Origin of the sequence: Roseburia sp. AF02-12, assembly GCF_003461765.1 — a bacterium.
In the GTDB taxonomy this organism is placed as follows: Bacteria; Bacillota; Clostridia; order Lachnospirales; family Lachnospiraceae; genus Roseburia_C; species Roseburia_C amylophila.
Genome location: NZ_QTXS01000001.1, coordinates 1,715,101 through 1,738,153, shown reverse-complemented (window position 1 = coordinate 1,738,153; position 23,053 = coordinate 1,715,101). Strand labels below are relative to the sequence as shown.

General features: G+C 41.1%; 19 protein-coding genes. All 19 read left to right on the top strand.

Features of this window, described 5'->3' with window-relative positions; translation table 11 throughout:
- Positions 1-178: 178 nt before the first annotated feature.
- The 19 genes from DV740_RS08500 to ftsH all read left to right on the top strand — a co-directional run bounded on the left by DV740_RS08500 (position 179) and on the right by ftsH (position 22,353).
- Complete coding sequence (locus tag DV740_RS08500) at positions 179-1,492, top strand: anaerobic C4-dicarboxylate transporter family protein (protein WP_117697735.1); 1,314 nt, start codon at positions 179-181, stop codon at positions 1,490-1,492.
- Between the two features lie 234 nt (positions 1,493-1,726).
- Positions 1,727-2,632: a fructoselysine 6-kinase gene (locus DV740_RS08495; protein WP_117697733.1), complete on the top strand. Its 906-nt coding sequence runs from the start codon at positions 1,727-1,729 to the stop codon at positions 2,630-2,632.
- 22 nt (positions 2,633-2,654) lie between these two features.
- Complete coding sequence (locus tag DV740_RS08490) at positions 2,655-3,074, top strand: hypothetical protein (RefSeq protein ID WP_022242350.1); 420 nt, start codon at positions 2,655-2,657, stop codon at positions 3,072-3,074.
- Between the two features lie 42 nt (positions 3,075-3,116).
- Positions 3,117-4,100, top strand: coding sequence for an SIS domain-containing protein (locus tag DV740_RS08485; RefSeq protein WP_117697731.1), 984 nt, complete (start codon positions 3,117-3,119; stop codon positions 4,098-4,100).
- A 142-nt stretch (positions 4,101-4,242) separates the two neighbouring features.
- On the top strand, positions 4,243-4,944 hold the full coding sequence (locus tag DV740_RS08480) for an aspartate/glutamate racemase family protein (RefSeq protein ID WP_117947143.1): 702 nt from the start codon (positions 4,243-4,245) through the stop codon (positions 4,942-4,944).
- Between the two features lie 234 nt (positions 4,945-5,178).
- Positions 5,179-8,508 carry a tetratricopeptide repeat-containing diguanylate cyclase gene (locus tag DV740_RS08475; RefSeq protein WP_118087836.1) on the top strand — a complete coding sequence of 1,110 codons (3,330 nt, stop codon included), beginning with the start codon at positions 5,179-5,181 and terminating at the stop codon, positions 8,506-8,508.
- A 22-nt stretch (positions 8,509-8,530) separates the two neighbouring features.
- A complete protein-coding gene (locus tag DV740_RS08470) occupies positions 8,531-9,865 on the top strand; it encodes a CCA tRNA nucleotidyltransferase (protein WP_118057117.1) in 1,335 nt (444 codons plus the stop codon).
- A 50-nt stretch (positions 9,866-9,915) separates the two neighbouring features.
- Complete coding sequence (locus DV740_RS08465) at positions 9,916-10,923, top strand: phosphotransferase (protein ID WP_158561543.1); 1,008 nt, start codon at positions 9,916-9,918, stop codon at positions 10,921-10,923.
- A gap of 66 nt (positions 10,924-10,989) precedes the next feature.
- The gene (locus DV740_RS08455; protein ID WP_147337970.1) at positions 10,990-12,252 is read left to right on the top strand and encodes a hypothetical protein; all 1,263 of its coding nucleotides are present in this window, start codon (positions 10,990-10,992) and stop codon (positions 12,250-12,252) included.
- A gap of 94 nt (positions 12,253-12,346) precedes the next feature.
- Entirely contained in the window at positions 12,347-14,083 is a 1,737-nt protein-coding gene (locus tag DV740_RS08450) for a phospho-sugar mutase (protein WP_117697716.1), read from the top strand.
- Positions 14,084-14,217: 134 nt separating this feature from the next.
- Positions 14,218-14,493 (top strand): HU family DNA-binding protein, encoded by a 276-nt coding sequence (locus DV740_RS08445; protein ID WP_022242343.1) that lies wholly within the window; start codon positions 14,218-14,220, stop codon positions 14,491-14,493.
- Positions 14,494-15,105: 612 nt separating this feature from the next.
- The gene (locus tag DV740_RS08440) at positions 15,106-15,345 is read left to right on the top strand and encodes an RNA-binding S4 domain-containing protein (protein ID WP_022242342.1); all 240 of its coding nucleotides are present in this window, start codon (positions 15,106-15,108) and stop codon (positions 15,343-15,345) included.
- 82 nt (positions 15,346-15,427) lie between these two features.
- Positions 15,428-15,715: a sporulation protein YabP gene (gene yabP, locus DV740_RS08435; protein ID WP_022242341.1), complete on the top strand. Its 288-nt coding sequence runs from the start codon at positions 15,428-15,430 to the stop codon at positions 15,713-15,715.
- Positions 15,712-16,188, top strand: coding sequence for a spore cortex biosynthesis protein YabQ (yabQ, locus tag DV740_RS08430; RefSeq protein WP_117697715.1), 477 nt, complete (start codon positions 15,712-15,714; stop codon positions 16,186-16,188). The genes yabP and yabQ overlap by 4 nt, the downstream gene beginning before the upstream one ends.
- Before the next feature lie 14 nt (positions 16,189-16,202).
- Complete coding sequence (locus DV740_RS08425) at positions 16,203-16,505, top strand: septum formation initiator family protein (RefSeq protein ID WP_022242339.1); 303 nt, start codon at positions 16,203-16,205, stop codon at positions 16,503-16,505.
- Between the two features lie 170 nt (positions 16,506-16,675).
- The gene (locus tag DV740_RS08420) at positions 16,676-18,511 is read left to right on the top strand and encodes a SpoIIE family protein phosphatase (protein ID WP_242994251.1); all 1,836 of its coding nucleotides are present in this window, start codon (positions 16,676-16,678) and stop codon (positions 18,509-18,511) included.
- Position 18,512: 1 nt separating this feature from the next.
- Positions 18,513-19,973, top strand: a complete 1,461-nt coding sequence (tilS, locus tag DV740_RS08415) for a tRNA lysidine(34) synthetase TilS (protein WP_118087833.1) — start codon at positions 18,513-18,515, stop codon at positions 19,971-19,973.
- On the top strand, positions 19,966-20,490 hold the full coding sequence (gene hpt / locus DV740_RS08410) for a hypoxanthine phosphoribosyltransferase (RefSeq protein ID WP_022242336.1): 525 nt from the start codon (positions 19,966-19,968) through the stop codon (positions 20,488-20,490). The genes tilS and hpt overlap by 8 nt, the downstream gene beginning before the upstream one ends.
- Positions 20,491-20,502: 12 nt before the next feature.
- Complete coding sequence (gene ftsH, locus DV740_RS08405; protein WP_022242335.1) at positions 20,503-22,353, top strand: ATP-dependent zinc metalloprotease FtsH; 1,851 nt, start codon at positions 20,503-20,505, stop codon at positions 22,351-22,353.
- Positions 22,354-23,053 lie beyond the last annotated feature (700 nt).

The following is a 23,053-nucleotide window of genomic DNA, read 5'->3' as shown; positions in this document are numbered from 1 at the left end:
AAACAAAAAATTGTGCATAATGTCGAAAATGTATTTCTTTATTGACACAAATGTATGGAATCTATATAATACAAATAGATACAAAATAAAGTGATACAAATAAAAACAAATTAATACATTTTGGTTTTAAAGTAGTGCACATGCTTTGGAATAAATAAAAAAGAGGAGGTAGATGTCCATGTTTTGGATTGAATTTATTGTTTTAATGCTGATTATTGTGTGGGGAACCAGAAAAGGTGGAAGTTTCCTGGCAATGGCTGGCGGCATCGGAATGTTGATTTTCGTATATATCTTTAGAGTGACTCCATCAGATCCACCGATTACTGTTATACTGATTATGTTGGCGGTAATTACCGCAGCCTGTACGATGCAGGCGACTGGCGGATTGGATTTTATGGTACAGCTTGCAGAAAAAATATTACGGAAAAATCCGAAAAACATTACTTTGGTAGCACCTTTTGTAGCGTATTTATTTACATTCTGTTGTGGAACCGGACATATTGTATATTCGTTACTTCCGGTTATTAATGAAATAGCATTGGAAAATGGAATTCGGCCTGAGCGCCCGATTTCTGTTAGTATTATTTCATCCCAGCAGGCAAATACCGGATCACCAATAACAGCTGCAACAGTAGCTATTGTGGGTTATATGACTATTTTTGAAAAAGTAAATCTGGCAACAATTATGCTGGTAGCAATTCCGGCAGCACTGATAGGAGTATTGGTTGCAGCATTGTCTGTATACAAGAAAGGTCTGGAATTAGAGGATGATCCTGAATATCAGCAGAGGGTTGCAGATGGACTGGTAAAAGATTTTAAAAAGAAAGTAGAAGGAGAAAAACAGGTAACCAAAAAAGCAAAGATTTCTGTTGCTATCTTCCTGGTTTCTATGGTAGTAATTGCAATATGCGGTATTTTCCCGGCGCTCCGTCCAACATTTAGCGATGGTACACAGTTAGCAATGACATCTTTAATCCAGATTATTATGTATGTAGCTGCCGCAATTATTGTTATTGTAAGTAAAATTGATAGTAACGACATTTTAGAAGTACCGTTGTTAAAGACTGGATTCTTTGCTGTTATTCTTGCAGCGGGACTTTGCTGGCTGGTAAATACTTTTGTTGGTGCACAGACAAACTTCATTACAGAAAATTTGTCAGCTTTAACAAATGAACATCCATGGATTTATATTATTGCAGTATTTCTGGTAGGTGCACTGACAAGTTCACAAGCGTCTACGACAATGATTATGATTCCAATTGCAATTGCATTGAATCTGCCGGCTTATATTATTGTAGGTGGATGGATGGCATGCTCATCCAACTATTTTATCCCGGATTCCAGCCAGTGTATAGCAGGTCTTGCTTTTGACACGGCAGGTACTACGAAGATTGGAAAATTTATATTTAATCACAGCTATATGCGGCCGGGACTTGTATGTACAATTGTATCAGTATTAGTAGCAACAGGAATAGGATATTTTGTTTTCTGATAAAAACCGGTGGTGGCAAAATAAAGAAAACAGTAACAGCACACAGCCTGTGTTATTCTGACAGGCTGTGGGAACTGCCACCTCATGATGGATTGCCAGATATACATAAATATTAATAATGGCTATCTGAAAAAATGAAAGAGCGAATCTGGAAAAATAATTGCTTGTTGCAAAAAGAAGAGGTGAGGGAGTCTGGGTGAAAGAAAAATTGAAAGAAAGGAGAAAGAAATAAAAATGAGACAGCCTAGAATAATTGCAATTGGAGATGCAGTTTGTGACAAATATCTTTCCAGGGGGAAAATGTATCCAGGAGGTCAGTGTGTTAACACATGTGCATATGCACATATGAATAATGCAGAAAGTGCATTTTTAGGTAAATTTGGAAATGATGAAGTAGCAGAATGCATTCAGGCAGCACTGAAAAATATGAATGTAGACTTTTCACATAGCAGGAATTATGAAGGTGAAAATGGATTTGCATGTGTGACACTGAATCAGGGAGATCGCGTATTTGTCGGGTCCAATCATGGAGGTGTGGCAAAAGAGTATCCTTATGATTTTACGCAGGAAGATTTTTCATATATAAGAAAGTTTGATTTGATTTATACAAATCTGAATGCCTATATAGATGATGACATAGAAGAAATTGCTTCTTTGGGTCTTCCAGTTGCATTTGATTTTTCAAATCGATGGACAGACGAATATCTGAAAAAAATTTGTCCGCATATTAAAGTGGCAATGCTTTCCTGTGCACATTTAAGTGATAAAGAACGCGAAAGGGAAATGAGTAAAGTAAAAGAGCTTGGAGTTCCGCTTGTTCTGGGAACAATAGGAGAAGATGGTTCATACATTTTATACCATGGTGAAATGATGTATGAAAAAGCTGTAAAGGCAGAAAGCATTATGGATACTATGGGTGCAGGAGACTCTTATTTCGCGACATTTTTGACATATATTTTACGGTATAAAGAACCGGAATTTTTTAAAGAAGAAAGTAAAGATGATGGGAATGTTAAAGAACTTTTAAAGAAAGCCATGCAGGCTGGAGCAGAATTCGCTTCAAAGATTTGCGGTGTCGAAGGAGCGTTTGGGTATGGAACGCCAATTGCAGGAAGAATAATTGATAATAGAAATAATTAAAAGGTTTAAGGAGGAACGCTATATGGATATAAAGCCGACAAGTTACAGGTATGATGGAGAAGGAATAGAATGTGCATATCGGAATGAAAAATGGGTTGTTTGTATCAAAAATTGGAAACCGAATAATGACATTGATGGGTTAGAACATTTAGAGATACATCATACGACAGATGAACAATTCATTTTGATTTCTGGAAAATGTATTATTATTACAGCGGACAGAATAGATGGAAAGTTTAATATTGAATTAACTCCGGTGGAGAAAGGAACTTTATACAATGTACCGAAAGAACGTTGGTTTTTTACCATTGTAGAAAAGGATACCAAAATGATGTATGTGCAGGATGCCGGATGTAGTATGGATAATAGTGAGTATTGTAAACTGAGCCAGGAAGAAATTTCATATATTCAGAAATTAGCAAGACCAATGCTTGCAGAATAATATAACAACAATGTATTAAAAATATTTATGGGAGGATTATCAATGAAACCAACAGAAATCAAGAATGTAATTACAGAAATTTTAGAAAGCAGAAAAGAAGAAGGCGGTATTAAAGCATTATATTTTGTGGGATGTGGTGGCTCTAATGGAGCACTTTATCCAGCGAAAACATTTATGGAAAGAGAATGTGCAAATATTAAGTCAGCACTAATTAATAGTAATGAATTTGTATATAGTACTCCGAAGGATTTGGGAAAAAATGTAATCGTGTGTTTATCGTGCCATAAGGGAAATACACCGGAAACAATTAATGCAGCGAAGCTGGCAAAGGAAAAAGGTGCAGCTGTAATTATTCTGACATGGAAAGAGGAATCAGAGATTACCCCATTTGGTGATTATATTATCAATTATACTTTTGGGGATAACAAGGATATTGCTGGTGAAAAAATTATCTGTGCACTTCTGGTGGCAGTGGAACTGTTGAATCAGACAGAAGGGTATGAGCATTATGAAGAATTTATGGATGGTGTTGGACGTATTGATGGTATTGTGAAACATGCATGTAAGCATGTGGAAAAACGGGCTGAACTGTTTGCCAAGGAATATAAAGATGATAAAATTATTTATACTATGGCAAGCGGAGCGGGTTATGGTGCAGCATATATGCAAAGTATATGTATTTTTATGGAAATGCAGTGGATTCATTCTTCCAGTATTCACAGTGGGGAATTTTTCCATGGACCTTTCGAAATTACAGATAAAGAAGTACCATTTGTGCTTCAGGTTTCTGAGGGAACCAATCGACCGTTGGATGAACGTGCATTGAAGTTTTTGAAGACTTATGCAAAACGGATTGAAGTAATTGATGCAAAGGATTTAGGGCTGTCTACAATTGATGCATCAGTCGTAGACTATTTTAACCATTCCTTATTCACAAATGTATATCCGGTTTATAATAAGGCTTTGGCTGAGGAGAGACAGCATCCACTGACAACACGACGCTATATGTGGAAGGTAGAGTATTAAAAAACTTAAAAAATGATGTAAACATACAGCATGTCAGATTTTGATGGAAAATTTGAAGTACATTACAAGGAAAGCCTGGAAATGATAATGATTTCCGGGCTTTCTGAACTTTGACACATGACCTGAGGAAGAAGGAACGGAATTGAAAAAAACAATAGGTATTATTGGTGGCATGGGACCGATGGCTACCTGCGATTTAATGAAAAAGATTTTTGAAGTGTCAGATGCAGACTGCGATCAGAACTATGTGCATGTTTGTGTTGATTGTAACACGAATATTCCGGATAGAACGAAAGCTATTCTTGAAAAGGGAGAGGATCCTATACCAGAGATGGTAAAAAGTGCAGTAAGTCTGCAAAATATGGGAGCAGATTTATTGATGATACCTTGTAACACAGCACATTTTTTTTATGATCGGTTAAAAATATTTACTGATATCCCGATATTGCATATGCCCCGCGAGACAGTAAAAGCTTTAAAAGAGCAGAATATATCATGTGCAGCCGTATTGGCTACGGATGGCGTGATAAAGAGTGGGGTTTATGAGAAAGAGCTTCGGGCACAGGGAATCAAAACGATTTATCCGGATGCAGAGCAGCAACAGAAAATTATGGCAGTAATCTATCAATGTATTAAAGCTGGAAAAAAGGATGTAGAAAAGTACGGACTTGACGATATTTTAAAATCCTTGATTAAACAGGGTGCGCAAAGTGTGATTCTGGGATGTACTGAATTACCAATTGCTTTTTCCCTGGCAGGAATCAGAGAAAATATAGTTGACCCGACGGAGATTGCAGCAAGAGCTGCATTAAAATTTCTGCAATTACCAATACATGCATTATAAAACTGCAGTATTTTAATGAAAATAAATGGTATCGGAAAAGTGTGAAAACTCCCTTCAAAAAGCCCCCAAAAAGTCGCAACAAACATTGACAATCCGTGGGTTTGAGGACTATACTAATATATAAATTATAAATACCAGACAGGTTATTACAGAAAGAGAAAGGGAGGTATATGATAACAGGGAATTATCATATATTTTCAGAGCCTTTTTGAATATTTCTGAAGGGGGAAACAGATGATTCAAAAATATTATAACAGTATTCTGGAACAGGTTTTTGCACAGATTGGAAAGAAAGAACACAACATTGTTCTGGCAAAATACAGCAATGATTTTTCATTAAAGCAGTTGGAAATATCAGAGCAGATAACGAATAATAAAGAGGTTCGTTTTGTAGCCCACGAATTCCGGGCAGAGAAATTATCGGGAGCATATGAGCCGTTTCTGGATTTGATTTTGGAACTTTTCGACCAGCAGAAGGAGATGACATTTGATGAATTCCTGGACAAGTGTAATGTCTATTCCCTGCAGCGTCCAATTATTGCAGCATACCGGGAGACCGGAAAATGTATCCGGAAAGAGAGTTTATTGTATACAGAAGTTGACTATGAGCGGGAGCGGATGCATGATGCTATTGTGGCAATGCTTGTTGAAGTTTCTAAGATACAGCCGTTTATGCTTTGGATTAACCGCATGCAGTTTGCCGGAATGGGAACCATAGAAATAGTCTATGAACTGTTAAAGGCAGAGCATACAGAGAATATCGGAATCGTTCTCGGCATGAATGAGCAGCAGCGGCTGCCGGAATATATGCTGCCGGGCTGGGAAAGCGTAACGGAGGAATTGGACAATAATGTTGCAATATTCCGCATTGGAAATGCCGGAGAATCCCGGGAACAAAGAGATGAGGTTATTACAGCAGAAAGTATTGCAGATGATATCAGAACATTGCAGAATCTTGTTTTTTTCATGGATTTTGAACAGGCGTTGTTTTATCTGGAAAAAGTAGACCGCAGAATCAGATTTGATAATTTTACAGTATCGGATGAAGTGAAATACGAACTCTGGCAGTTCTATGCATATGTATCGGTATATATGAGGGATTTGCCAAAAGCACTGGAAATAAGTGAGGGTATCTTACAGCTTGCAGAGAAGAAAAAGAACCGCAGGATGCGTTTTTATGCATATTATCTCCGCTCTGTAATTTATATGTATCAGTCAAAACTGCAGGAAGCCACTGAATGTGCAGGTGTTGCAAAAAGTATTGCAACAGAAGGTGGCATGGAGCGCGGTCAGTTTGAAGCAGAGCTGGTAGAAATACAGGCGAAGATGGCAGGCTGGAATAATATTTTCTTTTGTGCACAGAACGTGGAAGTCAGCGATGCCATGATTGAAAAATTAATAAAATATGACTACCGGAATCATCTGGCGTACATTTATGTGTATGCCTATGACAATAAGCCGGAGATTGTAGCAAAGGCATATTATTCCGAATCCCAGCTTATTTATTTCAGTAAGGGAATCAGACTGGCAACAGAAATTGGCAATACACAGCTTATTTACAATGCATACCAGAAGAATATTATGCTGGCGTCTACCAACGGTATGTATCCGATTTCATTGCTGTATTCGGTAAGAACTTTCGAAGCACTGGACAACAAACGTTCTGTGGAAAGTGGACGTATTTTCTCGGGAATCGGTTATACCTTAACGGCATTAAGACAGAATGATCTTGCAAAGCGTTATTTTCAGAAAGCAGTAGAAATTTTATATAATCTGGAATTGCCGGAGGATATTGCGGAAGTATATTACAATATGGCAATTAACTGTATTGCAGCAGAAGAATTCAAGGAAGCCAATGAATATCTGATGCGCTGTATGAAGACCATTGAACGTCTGCATTTAAATAGTCTGAGGGTCTGTAATTTAAGTAAATTGTATGGACTCTTAGCATTGTGCAATCAGAAGCTTGGCAACCGCTTCAACTGTGAACAGTACCTCAATAACTGCAAACAGTTCTTAAATTACATAATTGAAAAAGAAAAGCTTCAGAATGATGTGGGAATCATCCACGATTATGCACGTTGTGATGACGATATGTTCCTTTATCATTTCACACGGGCATTACTTGGAATGGATTCCGGTAATGATTCGTCAGCATTTGAAGATTTTAATTGTGCAGAGACACATCTGGTGCGGACTGAGGGAAACCAGTTCTTCTGTTATCAGCTGTTCCGTAAGGACAGGATCCGCTTTTATGGGCAGACAGGAAGAATGGAACTTAAGAGCAATGAAGAGGCAATCTTAAAACAATATCTTGAGGATAATACCCATTCTCTCACAGATGAAGAAATTAAGGTATTAGAGCCATTGGAACAGTATTTATCAGAAGAACCTCTTCATGTGATATCTTCCCAGGAGATGGAAATGCAGCTGAAGCAGGAAAGCATAAACCGTGCTTACAAGCAGGAACGCCGTCAGATGGATTTTCTGTCGACATGGCAGAAGACCATTGATGTGACGGATGTTTCGGCAGAAGTAATGGTAGAGAATGTGATGCGGACATTCCTGTATCATTTTAATTTGGACCGGGCATTATATATACAGTATCATGGAAGAAAACCAAAGGTACTTTATGATAATACAGAAGCCAGTCTTTCTATGAAGGAGCAGAAGTATTTAAAAGAAGTGTTCGAAAAGACACAGAGAGGGTTTGTTGTATCGAAAATCAGCAGTAACTATTCGGAACATCTGAATGTGGTCAAACTGTTTGGTGAAGATAATGTATGCTCCCTTGTTGCTATTCCATTCTTTGACAATGGAAAAGTAACAAGCATTATGATAGCATATATTCTGATGAAGGATAACTGGCATTCTTCCGTCAGCCGCTATATGTTAGATGAGAGTGATATGCGGATTTATGAGCTTTTGTTCCGGGAAGTGCAGTATGCACTGAATCGTCTCTATGCATATGAGAAGCTCTACGAAATGAATACTGCATTGTATAAATCTGCAGTAACCGACCAGCTGACAGGAATTTTCAACAGGAAGGGATTCTATCAGAACATCGAGGAAATTATCCGGAAGATTAAAAAGGGCCACATGAAGCATGATTTTGGTATTATGTTTATCGATCTGGATAATTTCAAAGGATATAATGATACCTTTGGACATGATGTGGGAGATTTGCTGCTTAAGTCCATGGCAAATATCTTCAGCAGGGTCTGCAGGGACAAGGGCTTTGTGACACGTTTCGGTGGTGATGAATTTATTATTTTCCTCTACACCGGAGAAAAAAAGACCTTAGAGGCTACCGCAAAGGCTATCTATAAAGAGATTAAGAAACAGGATGGGTTCAGGGAACTGATTGCAAAAGAAATCGGACAGCCGGTTGAGATTGATGATAAGAAATTACTTTCCTGCTCTATTGGTATTATTTCTTCCAATCAGGTAAAGAAGGCAGAAGACATTGATGAAATGATTAAAGTGGCAGATGATCTTCTGTATGCAGTAAAAGCAGAATCCAAAGGAACGTATAAGTTCTTTGAAGAACAGGAACAGAAGTAAAGCAAAGGAAACGGGAAAACGTATGGTAATGAAGCTTCCAGAGCATGTTAAGTTTATAATTGAGAAGCTGCAGGAAGCAGGCTTTGAAGGATATGCAGTAGGAGGGTGTGTCAGAGACACCCTCCTTCAACGTGTGCCTCAGGACTGGGATATTACCACTTCTGCTTATCCGGAAGACGTAAAAGAAATTTTTGGGCGCACCATTGATACTGGAATTGAGCATGGAACGGTAACGGTAATGCTGGATAAAAAAGGGTATGAGGTGACAACTTACCGGATTGATGGCGAATATGAGGATGCCAGACATCCGAAGGAAGTAACCTATACAGATAATCTTTTAGAGGATTTAAAACGCAGGGATTTTACCATTAATGCCATGGCATATAATGAACAGCGGGGACTGGTGGATGCTTTTGACGGAGCAGGAGATTTAAAGCGTGGCATCATCCGCTGTGTAAGAGAACCAAAGGAGAGATTTGGGGAAGATGCTTTAAGGATGCTTCGGGCAGTGCGATTTGCGGCACAGCTGGGCTTTGATATAGAAGAAGAGACAGCAGAAGCGATTCAGGAGCTTGCACCGATGTTAAAAAAGGTCAGTGCAGAGCGTATTCAGGTAGAACTGGTTAAGCTTCTTACCTCAGTCCATCCGGAGGAGATGCATACCGTATATGCCACAGGAATTGCGGATGTGGTACTGCCGGAATTTTCGGTGATGATGCGTACACCACAGAATAATCCCCATCACTGTTATACAGTAGGAGAGCATACCATTGAAGTGTTAAAAGGTGTGGAAGCAGACAAGGTGCTACGGCTTGCAGCATTATTTCATGATGTGGCAAAGCCCGATTGCCGCAGTACAGATGAAGATGGAATTGACCATTTCTACGGGCATCCGCAGGTGGGGGCAAAGAAGACGAAGACAATTTTACGCAGATTAAAATTCGACAATGCAACCATTGATATGGTCTGCCGGCTGGTGGCAATTCACGATATTAACCCGGTACTGACACCGGAGTCCGTACGAAAGGCGGTACAGAAAGCCGGATTAGAGTGCTACCCGGTTATATTTGAACTGAAGAAAGCAGATATTTTAGCCCAGAGTGATTATCAGAGGAAAGAAAAGCTTGAAGCATTGGACGGATATCATAAGATTTATGATAAAATAATCAAAGATGCAGACTGTCTGACACTAAAAGACCTTGCACTTAACGGACGGGACTTAATAGAACTTGGTGTGAAGCCCGGTCCGCAGATAGGGAACATTTTGGCAAAACTTTTAGATGTGGTAATTGAAGAACCGGAAAAGAATACAAAAGAATATCTGACAGGTTATACTTTAAAGAACCTCTTCATATGATAGAAAGACGCATAAAGATTTGTGCGAATTCGTCGTATGGAGGGGTTTTTGTGTATAATTTATCGAGCCAGTTGTTAGAACAGTATCCGTTTGAGGTAACCGCCATCCAGAAAGGAAGGGGAACCTATATCTGCACGACATCAGAGGGCGGAAAAATAATAATAGGATCTTTTCGCGGGTCAAAAGGCAGAGCGGAAGCTATAGAACATGTTTTGCTCCGTCTGAAAGAAAATGGAATAGAAGCAGATGAAATCATACATACCAGGGAAGGAGAAATTTTAGTCCAGGAGGTGGATGAAACCTGGTACTATGCCAGAAAATATATGGAGGGCAGGGAGTGTGAGACCAGGAGCCGTGATGATGTACTTGCTGCGGTAGAAGAACTGGCAAAGCTGCATCTTGTCCTGCAGAAGGTGGAGGATGAAAATTTAAAAATTGGCGGACAGGATTATGCCATGGAGGTATTCCGGCACAACCGGGAGCTTAAAAAGGTGCGCAATTATATTCATGGAAAGCATAAAAAGAATGAGTTTGAAATGATATTTATGCGCAATTATGAGATTTTCTTAAAACAGGCACTGGACGTGGAACATCGGCTGATGAAACCAAATCCGGGTGAAACGCAGGGGCAGAGCGGAAAGCAGAGCCGGGAAGCAGCAATGTATGGAATCTGCCATGGAGACTTTAACCAGCATAATGTATTATTTACCCATGGTAAAATTATAATTACAAATTTTGAACAGGCACATTATGATGTGCTGGTAGGGGATCTGGCGCATTTCTTACGGAAACTGATGGAAAAACATAATTTTAATATCGGGCTGGCAACGGATATGCTGGCAGCTTACGAAAAAAGACGAAAATTATTACCAGAGGAATGGGAGCAGCTTTATGTAAGGATGGCATACCCACAGAAGTTCTGGAAAGTGGCAAATCACTACTTTAATGCCAATAAGGCGTGGGTGTCCGGCAGAGACATTGAGAAGTTGAACCGGGTTATCGAACAGGAAGAAATCCGCCAGCAGTTTTTAAGAATGTTATTTTATTTTGTGGAATAATCATGTATAATCATGTACAGGCAATTGCCGGAGGAAAAGAGCATACAGGAGAAAAAGAGGTGCGAAATGAAGCAATCAGGGAAGCACTGGCTGTTGGCCTTGGCTATTTTCACAGTATTTGTGGCCTTGAGCGGCTGTGGAAGGAAAGACGATGGGCCTGTCAGCATGAAAGGCTATGTATCAGGTGTTGAGGCAGCAACGGAGGAAGTGACACAGGCAGAGGAAAGCAGCTTGTATACGGTAAGTGGTGCTGATACAACACTTTCAACAATGACATTTCTGAATATTGACACGGGACGTTATGAACAGTATTCTTATACAGATGGGACAATTTTTAAAGACAGACATGGCAGTCTGATTTCGGCTGCATCCATGGTACCGGGAAAAGTGGTTACTTTAACACTCCGGGATAAAGACCTGATATTAGAAAAGGTGGAGCAGTCGGCAGATGCATGGGAGATGGACGATATCGGAAAATTTTCCTATAATGAAGAAGATAAGATATTTACCATAGGAGACACAAAGTATTCTTATGATGAAGAATTACAAGTGTTTTCCGGAGATGCAGCCATAGAATTGTCCGCAGTTACCGGACAGGACACCTTAAGAATACAGGGAATTGACCGGAAAGTGCTGTCAGTGTCCGTTACAACAGGACATGGAGTCATCCAGCTTGTAAATACACAGGCATTAGAGGGCGGCTGGTTAAGCCTGAATCATAAGAATTATTATAAGATCACGGAGAATATGCAGTTAGAGGTGCCGGAAGGAACCTATGAATTAACCGTTGCCGGCAATGGCTACGGCGGTTCCACAGAGGTAGCTGTAACAAGAAATGAGCAGATTTCCGTGGATGTAGATTCCATAAAGGGTGAGGATCCGAAATATTGTACTTTAACCTTTGCGGTTGATGTTGCAGGCGCTTTGATGTATATTGATGGTAGTCAGGTTGATTATACACAGCCATTACAGCTGCAGTATGGCATCCATTCCATACAGATTACTGCAGATGGATATGACACCTGGTCGAAGCGGCTATATGTAAATTCGCCGGAAGCGCAGATAGAGATTGCGTTGTCAGGTGATGATACGGGCAGTACAGAGACAGAATCGACGGAAACTGCCGGAAATGAAGAGAACACAACCGTGGAGCATAAGCATTCCGACAGTACATCGAATTCCAGTGGAACGAACAGCTCCAGTGGAAGTTCATCCAGTGACTCTGATGCATATAGGAAGGCATTGAGTGAAATTATTGATACATTAACCAGTAACAATAATTCTTCGACAAGTACATTAAATCAGGTAGTTAACAGTCTTACGAATTAGTGAGAGAAATGAAAGGGCGAGACATCCGAAGGAGGCTGCCACTGGCAGGCTCTTTTGGTAAACAACATAAATGAAAAGTAGGAGGAAATCAGGAATGGGTTACAAGGAAACTTACGAAGCATGGCTTGAGGGAGCGTATTTTGATGAGGCAACCAAGGCTGAACTTCAGGCAATCAAAGACAATGACAAGGAAATTGAGGATCGTTTCTATAAAGATCTTGAGTTTGGTACAGCAGGATTACGTGGGGTAATCGGTGCCGGTACCAACCGTATGAACATCTATACTGTCCGCAAAGCAACACAGGGTCTTGCAAATTATATTTTAAAAGTAAATGCACAGGATAAGGGTGTGGCAATTGCCTTCGATTCCAGACATATGTCACCGGAATTTGCAGATGAATCCGCACTTTGCCTTGCAGCAAACGGAATCAAAGCATATGTATTTGAGTCATTAAGACCAACACCGGAATTATCTTATGCAGTCCGTAAATTAGGATGCACTGCCGGAATTAATATTACAGCAAGCCACAACCCGCCAGAATACAATGGGTACAAGGTATACTGGGAGGACGGTGCACAGATTACACCACCTCATGATACCGGAATTATGGATGAAGTAAAGAAAGTAACTGATTACAGCACCGTTAAGACCATGTCCTTAGAGGATGCCAGGGCAGCAGGCCTTTATGAGACTATCGGTGCGGCAATCGATGATGCTTATATTGCAGAGCTTAAGAAGCTTGTGGTACATCAGGATGCCATTGATGCAGTAGGCAAAGACCTTAAGATTGTATACACACCATTACATGGAACAGGAAATATCCCGGTCCGCCGTGTGTTAAAAGAGCTTGGCTTTGAAAATGTATATGTTGTTCCGGAACAGGAACTTCCGGATGGAGATTTCCCAACCGTAAGTTATCCGAACCCGGAGGCAGAGGAAGCATTTGCATTGGGACTTGCACTGGGCAGGAAAGTAGATGCAGACTTAATCCTTGCAACTGACCCGGATGCAGACCGCCTCGGTGTATATGTAAAGGATTCTAAGACGGGAGAATATCATTCCTTAACCGGAAATATGTCCGGCTGCCTGATTGGTGATTATATCATCGGACAAAAGAAAGCAATCAACGGCTCCCTGCCGGCAGATGGTGCATTTATCAAATCCATCGTATCTACCAATATGGCAGATGCCATTGCAGAATACTATGGCATTCAGTTAATCGAAGTATTAACCGGATTCAAGTTTATCGGCGGCAAAATCTTAGAGTTCGAAAAGACCGGAAAAGGAACCTACCTCTTTGGTATGGAAGAAAGCTACGGCTGCCTGACCGGAACCTATGCAAGAGATAAGGATGCAGTGGTAGCATCTATGGCGTTATGTGAGGCTGCTGCATATTACAAGACCAAGAATATGACTCTTTGGGATGCAATGCTTGCCATGTATGAAAAATATGGATACTATAAAGACCATGTTGAGTCTATTACATTAAAGGGAATCGAGGGTCTGGCTAAGATTCAGGAAATCATGGATACACTGCGCAGCGAAACTTTAACTGAAATCGGTGGCTATAAAGTTGAAAAAGTACGTGATTACAAGAAGGATACCATTACAGACCTTGCAACCGGAGCAGTAACAGCAACAGGACTTCCAAGCTCTAATGTACTTTACTATGAATTAAACGATGCTGCGTGGTTCTGTGTAAGACCATCCGGTACCGAGCCGAAAGTAAAATTCTACATTGGTGTGAAGGGTTCATCTATGGAAGAAGCAGAACAGAAATATGAAGTCCTTGGAAAAGCAGTTTTAGACAAAATCAACAAAATGTTATAGACCAAATTGTATGCCTTAATTTACCGTATTTTCCTTGACAAATAAAGGAAAAACAAGTATAAATATATTCGTAGGTAATCTTGGAGAGTGTAGACCTCAAGAAGAATTATAAAATCCAGAGGAGGAATTTTAACATGAACAAAGCAGAATTAGTATCAGCTATGGCTGAAAAAACAGCTTTATCTAAAAAAGATGCAGAGGCAGCTTTAAAAGCTTTCACTGATATCGTAGCTGAAGAATTAAAAAAAGGTGAGAAAATCCAGTTAGTTGGATTCGGTACTTTCGAAGTATCTGAAAGAGCTGAAAGAACAGGAAGAAACCCACAGAGCGGTAAAGAGATGGTTATTCCAGCTTCTAAAGCACCTAAGTTCAAAGCAGGAAAAGCTTTAAAAGATTTAATCAATAAATAAGTTGATAAAATGATTCTGATTAGAGGTGTAACGAAAGTAGAAAACTGCTTTTGCTACACCTTTTTTTATTGAAATTCGAATGAAAAAAGAATTTTCTATCATTCTATATGCATGAAGACACAGAAACGGAAACTGTTTTTGTGAAACCAGAATGCTGTAATTGCAGCCCTGATTTTTCCTTTTGTTAATTGAGCCTGTCTTTCCAATGTTTGACAAAATGCGGTGGGTGTTCGTCTGTATGCGGATACATGAACGAGACGGTTAGGGTGGCTTGCATTCTGCATAGCAACCGGCAACGCTGACACAGGGAGGTGTCAGCGAGGTGCAATTGGAGCATGGATGCGACTTTGCACCGATTGCCAGAATAACCATTTTCTTTAAGCAGAATGCTTAGCCACCCTTGCTGGCGAGTGGTCGTATCCGCAGCAGACGGACACCCGCCGCATTCCGTCAAAGCAAGCGGAAAGACAGCCTTACATCAAGGAAAAATCAGGACAGAAATTACAACGCATTCTGATTAGATACAAAAGCCAGTTTCCGTTTCTTTGCTTCATGGAACATAGAAGGATGGACAATGCTGCTTTGAATTTCAAAAAGAAAGAAGGTAAGCAAATGAGATTAGACAAATATTTAAAGGTAACCCGCCTGATTAAACGCAGAACCGTTGCCAACGAAGCCTGTGATGCCGGACGTGTCACCGTAAATGGCAAACCGGCGAAAGCATCCGTCAATGTAAAAGCAGGTGACATCATCGAAATCATGTTTGGCCAGAAGACGGTGAAAGTAGAAGTGGTTGCAATCGCAGATACCACCAAGAAAGAAGAGGCAGGAGAATTATTCCGCTATCTGTAAAAGAGTAAAAACGCATAAAAAGAGAAACAGTCTCATATATTTTGGAAAGGACTAACTTTCGGGTAAAGGAGTATGAGACTGAATGGAAGAATTGAAAACAGCAAAAGCACATAAAGTATTGCTGGCAAACCGGAAAAGTGCAAACTTCAGCGGAGTGCTGGATGTGCTTTCTTTTGATGTAAATGAAATTTTACTGGAAACAGAACAGGGAATGCTTCTGATAAAGGGAAATGACCTTCATGTAAACCGCCTGTCCTTAGAACAGGGGGAAGTGGATGTCACAGGGAAAATTGATGGCTTAACCTATTCGGATGTGGAAACCTATCACAAAGGTGGCGGAGAATCCTTCTTAGGCAGGTTGTTTAAATGATAGAAATCAGCCCGGAAATTTCCGGTGAAGCCTTAAGGTTCCTCCGGTTCATGCTGGTGGGATTTCTGTTAATCTTAGCCTTTGACCTGCTTCGGATTCTGCGCAGGCTGATACCCCATAGAACCGGGATGGTTGCAGTGGAGGATATGCTGTACTGCATCGGCAGTGCCATATTTATATTTATTATGCTCTGCCGGGAAAATGACGGAGCAATCCGGGGCTTTTGCATGCTGGGCATGAGCGTTGGGATGCTGTTATGCAATTATGCCATCAGTCCATGGCTGGTGAAGGGAATCGTAAAAGTATTTAAGAAACTGTTTCAAGTAGTGGGGAAACCATTGCGGGCAGTATTTCGCATGGTGGCAGTACCCTTACGTTTCCTGAAAGGGAAAATCAGAAGATTATTACGAAAATTACAAAAAACGTTGAAAAAAATCCGTAAAACTATTAGAATGGTGTTATGTAAACTATAGATGAGGAAATGAGTATGACAAATAGTCGAAGAAAAAGAAAACAGAAACGAAACGGAAGAATCTGTATCTCTTTGATTGCGATAATGTTCTTGGTGATTATGTCAGTTCAGATTGTTAAGCTCTACCAGAAGGAGCAGGAGTATACTGCCAGAGAGAAGGCACTGACGGAATCTTTAGAAGATGAAACAGAACGTCAGAATCAGCTGGATAATTACGAAGAATATACCAAGAGTCAGGAATATATTGAAGACCAGGCAAAGAGCAAGCTGGGACTGACCCATGAAAATGAGATTATCTTCAAGGAAGACAAGAAGTAGAACAGCTTCGAGAACATAAAGACCATAGAAAAACTTAAAATAGACAAACCATTCCGCTTTTTGCCGAAAACTTTTTTGAAATGAGACAACGGTTTGACAAAGATTTCGGACAAACATTTCTATAATAGCTTCTGCTGTCACAAATGACAGGAGAAGGAGGAACAATGGAAATGAAGAAATTGAGAACGAAACAGGCGGTAATATGCTTTATAGGGGTAGCAGTGTGTAAATTAGGATTTGCAGGCTGCTACCCTTTTATCCCGGCATATTTTGCGGCAGCTTACCTGGAACGGGGTGGACGGCTGCTGCTGGGAATTGGAATGTTTCTTGGAATGGCATTTATGCTGCCGCTGACACTGATGACAAAATATGTAATGACACTGCTGGTAACCATAGTAATCATCAAGCTGGCAGAATGGGTAAATAAAGGCTGCTATACCTGGATAGCTGCCTTTGGCGCAGGTTGTTCGGCAACCTTATTATCCGTATTTGGAGAAATGTTAAACGTAAGAGACGGAATGCGGACGGAAATGGCGGTCTTAGAAGGAGTCTTTATATTTGCAGCCACCATGGTGTTAAGCCGTATCATACATAGTTTCTTGGAATTCACATTTGTGAATCAGCCAATACCGGAGATAAAGAGTAATGAAGAAGAAAAACTACTGACCTATGCAAAGTCCTTTCAAAGCCTTTCAGATATATTCGGGCGGATGAATGTGGAACATACCAGTTTCTCGGCAGAGGAAATGGGCAGGATGCAAAATGAGATAACCGGGAAAATGTGTGTTTCCTGCGACCAGTGCGCTCTTTGCTGGGAAAAGGATGACAGCCCCATGTACGGCTATTTGTCGTCACTGCTGCAATCTATCCGGGAGGCGGGAAAGACAAACCGCGATATTGAAAAGAAAATGGAAGAATATTGCCCCTATATGCAGGAAATGACGGCGGAGGCTCTTCGGATATTTGAAAAAGCTTCTTTAAATATGGCGTGGTACAACCGGCTGGTAGAAAACCGTGAGGTCATAGCCGAGCAGCTGGATGCCATGGCATATATCATGGAGGATTGTGCAAAGAAGCAGAAAAATATTACAGAAGAGTGCCGGTCAAATCTGCAGGACATAGCTTACCGGGCAAGAGAGCGGGGCATAAAAGTGATTGATGAACAGCTCTGGGAAAAGGAAAACGGCCGCTGGCAGCTTGTGATGAAAGTCATGGTAAAAGAAGGCTGTGTCACTACGAGAGAACTGACAAAGGCAGTAGCCGGAGCACTGAACCGGCGCATGATTCCGGAGAAGGATACCAAGACGCTGATTGGAAAAGGCGTCAACCTCTATACCTATGAAGAAGAGCCGCGGTTTCAGGCAATTTATGGCGTAGCCCGGATGGTAAAGGATGGAGCAGCAGTTTCCGGGGATAACTTTTCCTTTTTGGAGCCGGAAAGTGGAAAAATGGTCATGTGCTTATCGGATGGCATGGGTTCTGGAAGTCTTGCCTGCAAGGAAAGTGAAATGGTTATTGAACTGGTGGAAAAATTCCTGGAGGCGGGATTTGATGTGGAAACGGCAGTCCGCATGATGAATTCTGCCATGGTGATGAAAGGGCAGGAGGATTTATTTTCCACGGTGGATATCAGTGAACTGGATTTATATGACGGAACCTGCCACTTTTATAAAATCGGAGCGGCGGCAACCTTTATCCGGCGAAATGGCATAGTGGAATGTCTTATTTCCACCAGTCTTCCGGTGGGCGTATCTTATAAACTGGATATGGAAAAAAGCGAAAAGGACTTATATAACGGAGATTTCCTTGTCATGGTATCAGATGGTGTGCTAGAATATTTACATGTGCCGAATCCGGAAGAAACCATGCAGGAAATTATAGAAAGCATTGAGACCAATAATGCAACAATTCTTGCAAAACGCATTTTGGAGCGGGTGTTACTTTTTACCGGAGGAAAGGCAGCAGACGATATGACGGTGCTTGCTACCGCAATTTGGGAGAAATAATATGATTCCTGGTGTAGAATCTTTTCTGGAACAATATCATATGATTGAGCAGTCGGATGTAGTGGTTGCCGGAGTGTCCGGTGGCGCAGATTCCGTATGCCTGCTGCTGCATCTGCTGGAATTGAAAGAAAAACTTTCCTTTACGCTGGCAGCAGTCCATGTGCAGCATGGCATCCGGGGCGAAGAAAGCCTTCAGGATGCAGCGTTTGTAGAGGAACTTTGCAGGCGGTATCAGGTGCAGCTATTCCGCTATGATTATGATGTGCCGGAATATGCAAAGCAGCATGGATATTCGGAAGAAGAGGCGGGAAGAAATTTACGATACGAAAGTTTTCATAAAGCGTTAGAAGAACTGGGTGCGCCGGAAGGGAAAATTGCAGTTGCCCATAACCGTAATGATCTGGCAGAGACCATGCTCTGGAATATGATCCGGGGCAGCGGCATGCGTGGCATGGCTGGAATTCCGCCGGTGAGAGATGGCATCATCCGTCCGCTTCTTCATACGGCAAGGGTGGAAATCGAAAATTATTTAAAAGAAAAAGGTGAAAGCTACTGTACGGATGCTACCAATGCATCTTTGGATTATAGCAGAAACCGGATCCGTAATCAGGTGCTTCCAGTGTTGGAGGAACTGAATGCCGGAGTTTATGCCCATATGGAACAGCTTGGGGATGACATCCGGAAGACACAGGAATATCTGTCTGCTGTAATAGAAGAAAAAAAAGCACAATATGTAGAAAAAGATTTCCGGAAGACGCAGGCTTTCCTGATATCGGAGGAACTTTTAAAAGAACCGGAAATCCTGTATACAAGCATGATAAAGGAGTGTATCTGTGAGACGGCCGCAAGCAGTAAAGATATTACAAGAACCCATGTAGAACTGGTGCAGAAACTTTTTGCCATGCAGACGGGAAGAAGCGTGAACCTGCCTTACCAGGTGGTGGCAGAGCGGACTTACGGCGGGGTGCGTCTGCAAAAGTGCGAAAAACAACCGGAGCATAAAATTACAGAACCGGTAGGAATGCTATCCAGTCAGTCTTCCAGTCAGCCGGTCGGACGACAAAGCGGTCAACCAGCCGGTTGTTGTGGGATTTCAATAGAAGAACATCCGGATTTTACCTGCCGGATTTATAAACGGGAAGAGTTACCGGAAGGAATTTCTAAAAAAAAGTATACGAAATGGCTGGACTATGATAGAATAAAAAATAGTCTTTTGATTCGGAACAGACAGCCGGGCGATTATTTTGTGCTGGATGAGACGGGCAGAACACAGAAGCTGAAGCAGTATTTTGTAAATGAGAAAATTTTAAAAGAGCAGCGGGACACGATTCCGTTGGTGGCAGACGGTGCTCATATCCTGTGGATTGTGGGATACCGAATCAGTGCATATTACAAAGTAAGCAGTACAACGAAGACAATTTTGGAAATACAATATCATGGAGGAAGAGAAGACAATGAGTGAGCAGATTCGTGTATTACTCTCAGAGGAAGAACTTGATCGTAAAATTGCTGAATTAGGAGAAAGAATTAGCAAGGATTATGAAGGTGAAAGCGTTCATTTAATCTGCATACTGAAGGGAAGTATATTCTTTACCTGTGAACTGGCAAAGCGTATTACCGTGCCGGTAACAATTGATTTTATGTGCGTTTCCAGTTATGGCGCGTCAACCGTGTCCAGTGGAAAAATCACCATAAAGAAAGATTTGGAAGAATCTATTGAAGGTAGAAATGTAATTGTCATTGAAGACATTATTGATACAGGAAGAACACTGCGTTATCTGCTGGATGATTTATCCGCCAGAGGACCGAAGAGCTTAAAATTGTGTGCAATGTTAGATAAACCGGATCGCAGGATAACAGACGTTGCGGTAGATTATACCGGTTTTGAAATTCCGGATGAATTTGTAGTAGGATATGGTCTTGATTATGACCAGCGCTATCGCAATCTGCCATACATTGGCATTCTTGATTTGGGATAGGAAGGAGTTTGCGTGAAGAAATCATATAGAGGATGGGGCTTTTATATCAGTCTGATTGTAGTTGTGGTTTTGGTCTGGTTCTTACTGGACGGACAGCATCTGAATCAGGATGACTATAATTATGCCCAGTTTAAACAGGAACTGGCTGATGATGAGATTAAATCTGTAGAAGTGCAGCCAAACAGAGTTTATCCAACCGGAAGACTGGATATTGTCAAAACGGATAAGTCAGAAGAGACCTTATATGTGCTGGATGTCAGTGAGGCTCAATCGCTGATGGATAAGGAAAAATTTACTTCTTATGTGGTGAATGATATTCCGGCAGAAAACTGGCTGATGAATTTATTGCCGCTCTTACTTGTGTTTGGAGCAATGTTTATTCTGTTTATGATTGTTATGAACAATCAGGCAGCAGGCGGTGGTGGTGGCAGCAAGATGATGAATTTTGGAAAAAGCCGGGCAAAGATGACCACCGATGAGAACCGCAATGTAACCTTTGAAAATGTGGCAGGACTGCGGGAAGAAAAAGAAGAATTAGAAGAAATCGTAGATTTCTTAAAAGAGCCGAGAAAGTATACCAGACTGGGAGCGAGAATCCCGAAGGGAGTTCTTCTGGTGGGACCTCCCGGAACCGGTAAGACTCTGCTTGCCAAGGCAGTTGCCGGAGAAGCAGGCGTTCCGTTCTTTAGTATTTCCGGTTCTGATTTCGTAGAAATGTTTGTGGGTGTCGGCGCATCCCGTGTACGTGATCTTTTTGAAGATGCCAAGAAAAATGCACCATGTATCGTATTTATCGACGAGATTGATGCAGTGGCAAGAAGAAGAGGAACCGGTATGGGCGGCGGGCATGATGAACGGGAGCAGACGTTAAACCAGCTGCTGGTAGAGATGGACGGATTTGGTGTCAACGAGGGTATTATCGTGATGGCAGCCACCAACCGTGTGGATATCTTAGATCCTGCTATCATGCGTCCGGGCAGATTTGACCGTAAGGTACATGTGGGACGTCCGGATATTGGTGGAAGAGAAGAAATCTTAAAGGTACATGCAAAGAATAAACCCCTGGCAGAGGATGTGGATTTGAAACAGATTGCACAGACTACAGCAGGTTTTACCGGAGCAGACCTGGAGAATCTTTTAAATGAGGCGGCAATTGTTGCAGCCAAAGAAAACAGAAGTTATATTATCCAGAAAGATATTAAGGAATCCTTCTTGAAAGTAGGTGTCGGTCCGGAGAAGAAGAGCCGGATTATTACCGAGAAAGAAAAGAAGATTACCGCATATCACGAATCGGGTCATGCGATTTTATTCCATGTACTTCCAGATGTGGGACCGGTATATACCGTATCCATTATCCCAACCGGAGGTGGAGCAGCAGGCTATACGATGCCATTGCCGGAGCGTGATGAAATGTTTGATACCAAGGGAAGAATGCTGCAGCAGATAATTGTTTCCTTAGGTGGACGTGTGGCAGAAGAGTTGATTTTTGATGATATCACAACCGGAGCTTCACAGGATATCAAGCAGGCAACCGAGCTTGCCAAAGCAATGGTAACGAAATATGGATTTTCTGAAAATGTCGGACTGATTAATTATAACAATGATGATGACGAAGTGTTTATCGGAAGAGACCTTGCACATACCAGAGGCTATGGCGAGGGTGTGGCATCCAAAATTGATGAAGAAGTAAAACGTATCATTGACGAATGCTATGCCAAAGCAAGGGCAATCATTCAGGAAAATAGTGATGTACTCCATAAATCAGCAGACCTTCTTTTGGAAAAAGAAAAGATTGGAAGAGATGAATTTGAAGCATTATTCCAGAGCGGAGCTGATGTTGTAACTGAGACAACGGAGGAATAGAACACAAATAGAAAGTTTTTTCGAAAATGGGAAAAAGGTACTATATAAAGTATACAAAAAGTAGGCACAACTTTTGTGAAGTTTGTGCACACTTTAAACGGGAGAGGTGATACTATAATTAATGTAAAAACCCCCCAATACATTATATATATAGTTTTTACTACACCCCATAGTAAAAATACCTTCTCCTTAAAAGGGCAGCCGATCGGTGGCTGTCTTTTTTTTGCTTTACAGGGAATTGCTTTCCTGTAAAGCAAAAACCACTCCATGGGGATGCACGCTGCGGCGTATAAGGTAGATGTCGCAAGCGACCGCCGCAGGCGCGAGAATGTGCCAGGGCACATTCTTTTTAAAAAAAACTCACAAAACGTGTTTCCCATGGCTTGTGAGTAAATATATTTTCTCGTCTATCCTGACTAAGCAGGGGCAAAAAATGGTCAGACCAAAATAGAAGCCTAAAAAAGCCATTCTTTTGTGCAAAAAATAAGTGGTATTTTCGCCATGAAATTTATGAACTATACAGATTGAATAAAAGGAATGTGATTTTTTTTGGAAGTTTGTGCACACTTTTGAATGGGAAAATGGTACTATAATTAACGTAAAAACCCCCCAATACATTATATAATTTTTGCTACACCCCATAGTAAAAATACCTTCTCCTAAAAGGACGACCGTGCGAAAGGTCGTCTTTTTTTTACGC

Coding starts and splice junctions, on each gene's coding strand:
- DV740_RS08440 (WP_022242342.1), top strand. CDS start 15,106: ATGAGATTAGACAAATATTTAAAGGTAACCCGCCTGATTAAACGCAGA.
- DV740_RS08495 (WP_117697733.1), top strand. CDS start 1,727: ATGAGACAGCCTAGAATAATTGCAATTGGAGATGCAGTTTGTGACAAA.
- yabP (WP_022242341.1), top strand. CDS start 15,428: ATGGAAGAATTGAAAACAGCAAAAGCACATAAAGTATTGCTGGCAAAC.
- DV740_RS08470 (WP_118057117.1), top strand. CDS start 8,531: ATGGTAATGAAGCTTCCAGAGCATGTTAAGTTTATAATTGAGAAGCTG.
- DV740_RS08420 (WP_242994251.1), top strand. CDS start 16,676: ATGAAGAAATTGAGAACGAAACAGGCGGTAATATGCTTTATAGGGGTA.
- tilS (WP_118087833.1), top strand. CDS start 18,513: ATGATTCCTGGTGTAGAATCTTTTCTGGAACAATATCATATGATTGAG.
- DV740_RS08490 (WP_022242350.1), top strand. CDS start 2,655: ATGGATATAAAGCCGACAAGTTACAGGTATGATGGAGAAGGAATAGAA.
- yabQ (WP_117697715.1), top strand. CDS start 15,712: ATGATAGAAATCAGCCCGGAAATTTCCGGTGAAGCCTTAAGGTTCCTC.
- DV740_RS08425 (WP_022242339.1), top strand. CDS start 16,203: ATGACAAATAGTCGAAGAAAAAGAAAACAGAAACGAAACGGAAGAATC.
- DV740_RS08455 (WP_147337970.1), top strand. CDS start 10,990: ATGAAGCAATCAGGGAAGCACTGGCTGTTGGCCTTGGCTATTTTCACA.
- DV740_RS08500 (WP_117697735.1), top strand. CDS start 179: ATGTTTTGGATTGAATTTATTGTTTTAATGCTGATTATTGTGTGGGGA.
- hpt (WP_022242336.1), top strand. CDS start 19,966: ATGAGTGAGCAGATTCGTGTATTACTCTCAGAGGAAGAACTTGATCGT.
- DV740_RS08485 (WP_117697731.1), top strand. CDS start 3,117: ATGAAACCAACAGAAATCAAGAATGTAATTACAGAAATTTTAGAAAGC.
- DV740_RS08445 (WP_022242343.1), top strand. CDS start 14,218: ATGAACAAAGCAGAATTAGTATCAGCTATGGCTGAAAAAACAGCTTTA.
- DV740_RS08450 (WP_117697716.1), top strand. CDS start 12,347: ATGGGTTACAAGGAAACTTACGAAGCATGGCTTGAGGGAGCGTATTTT.
- DV740_RS08475 (WP_118087836.1), top strand. CDS start 5,179: ATGATTCAAAAATATTATAACAGTATTCTGGAACAGGTTTTTGCACAG.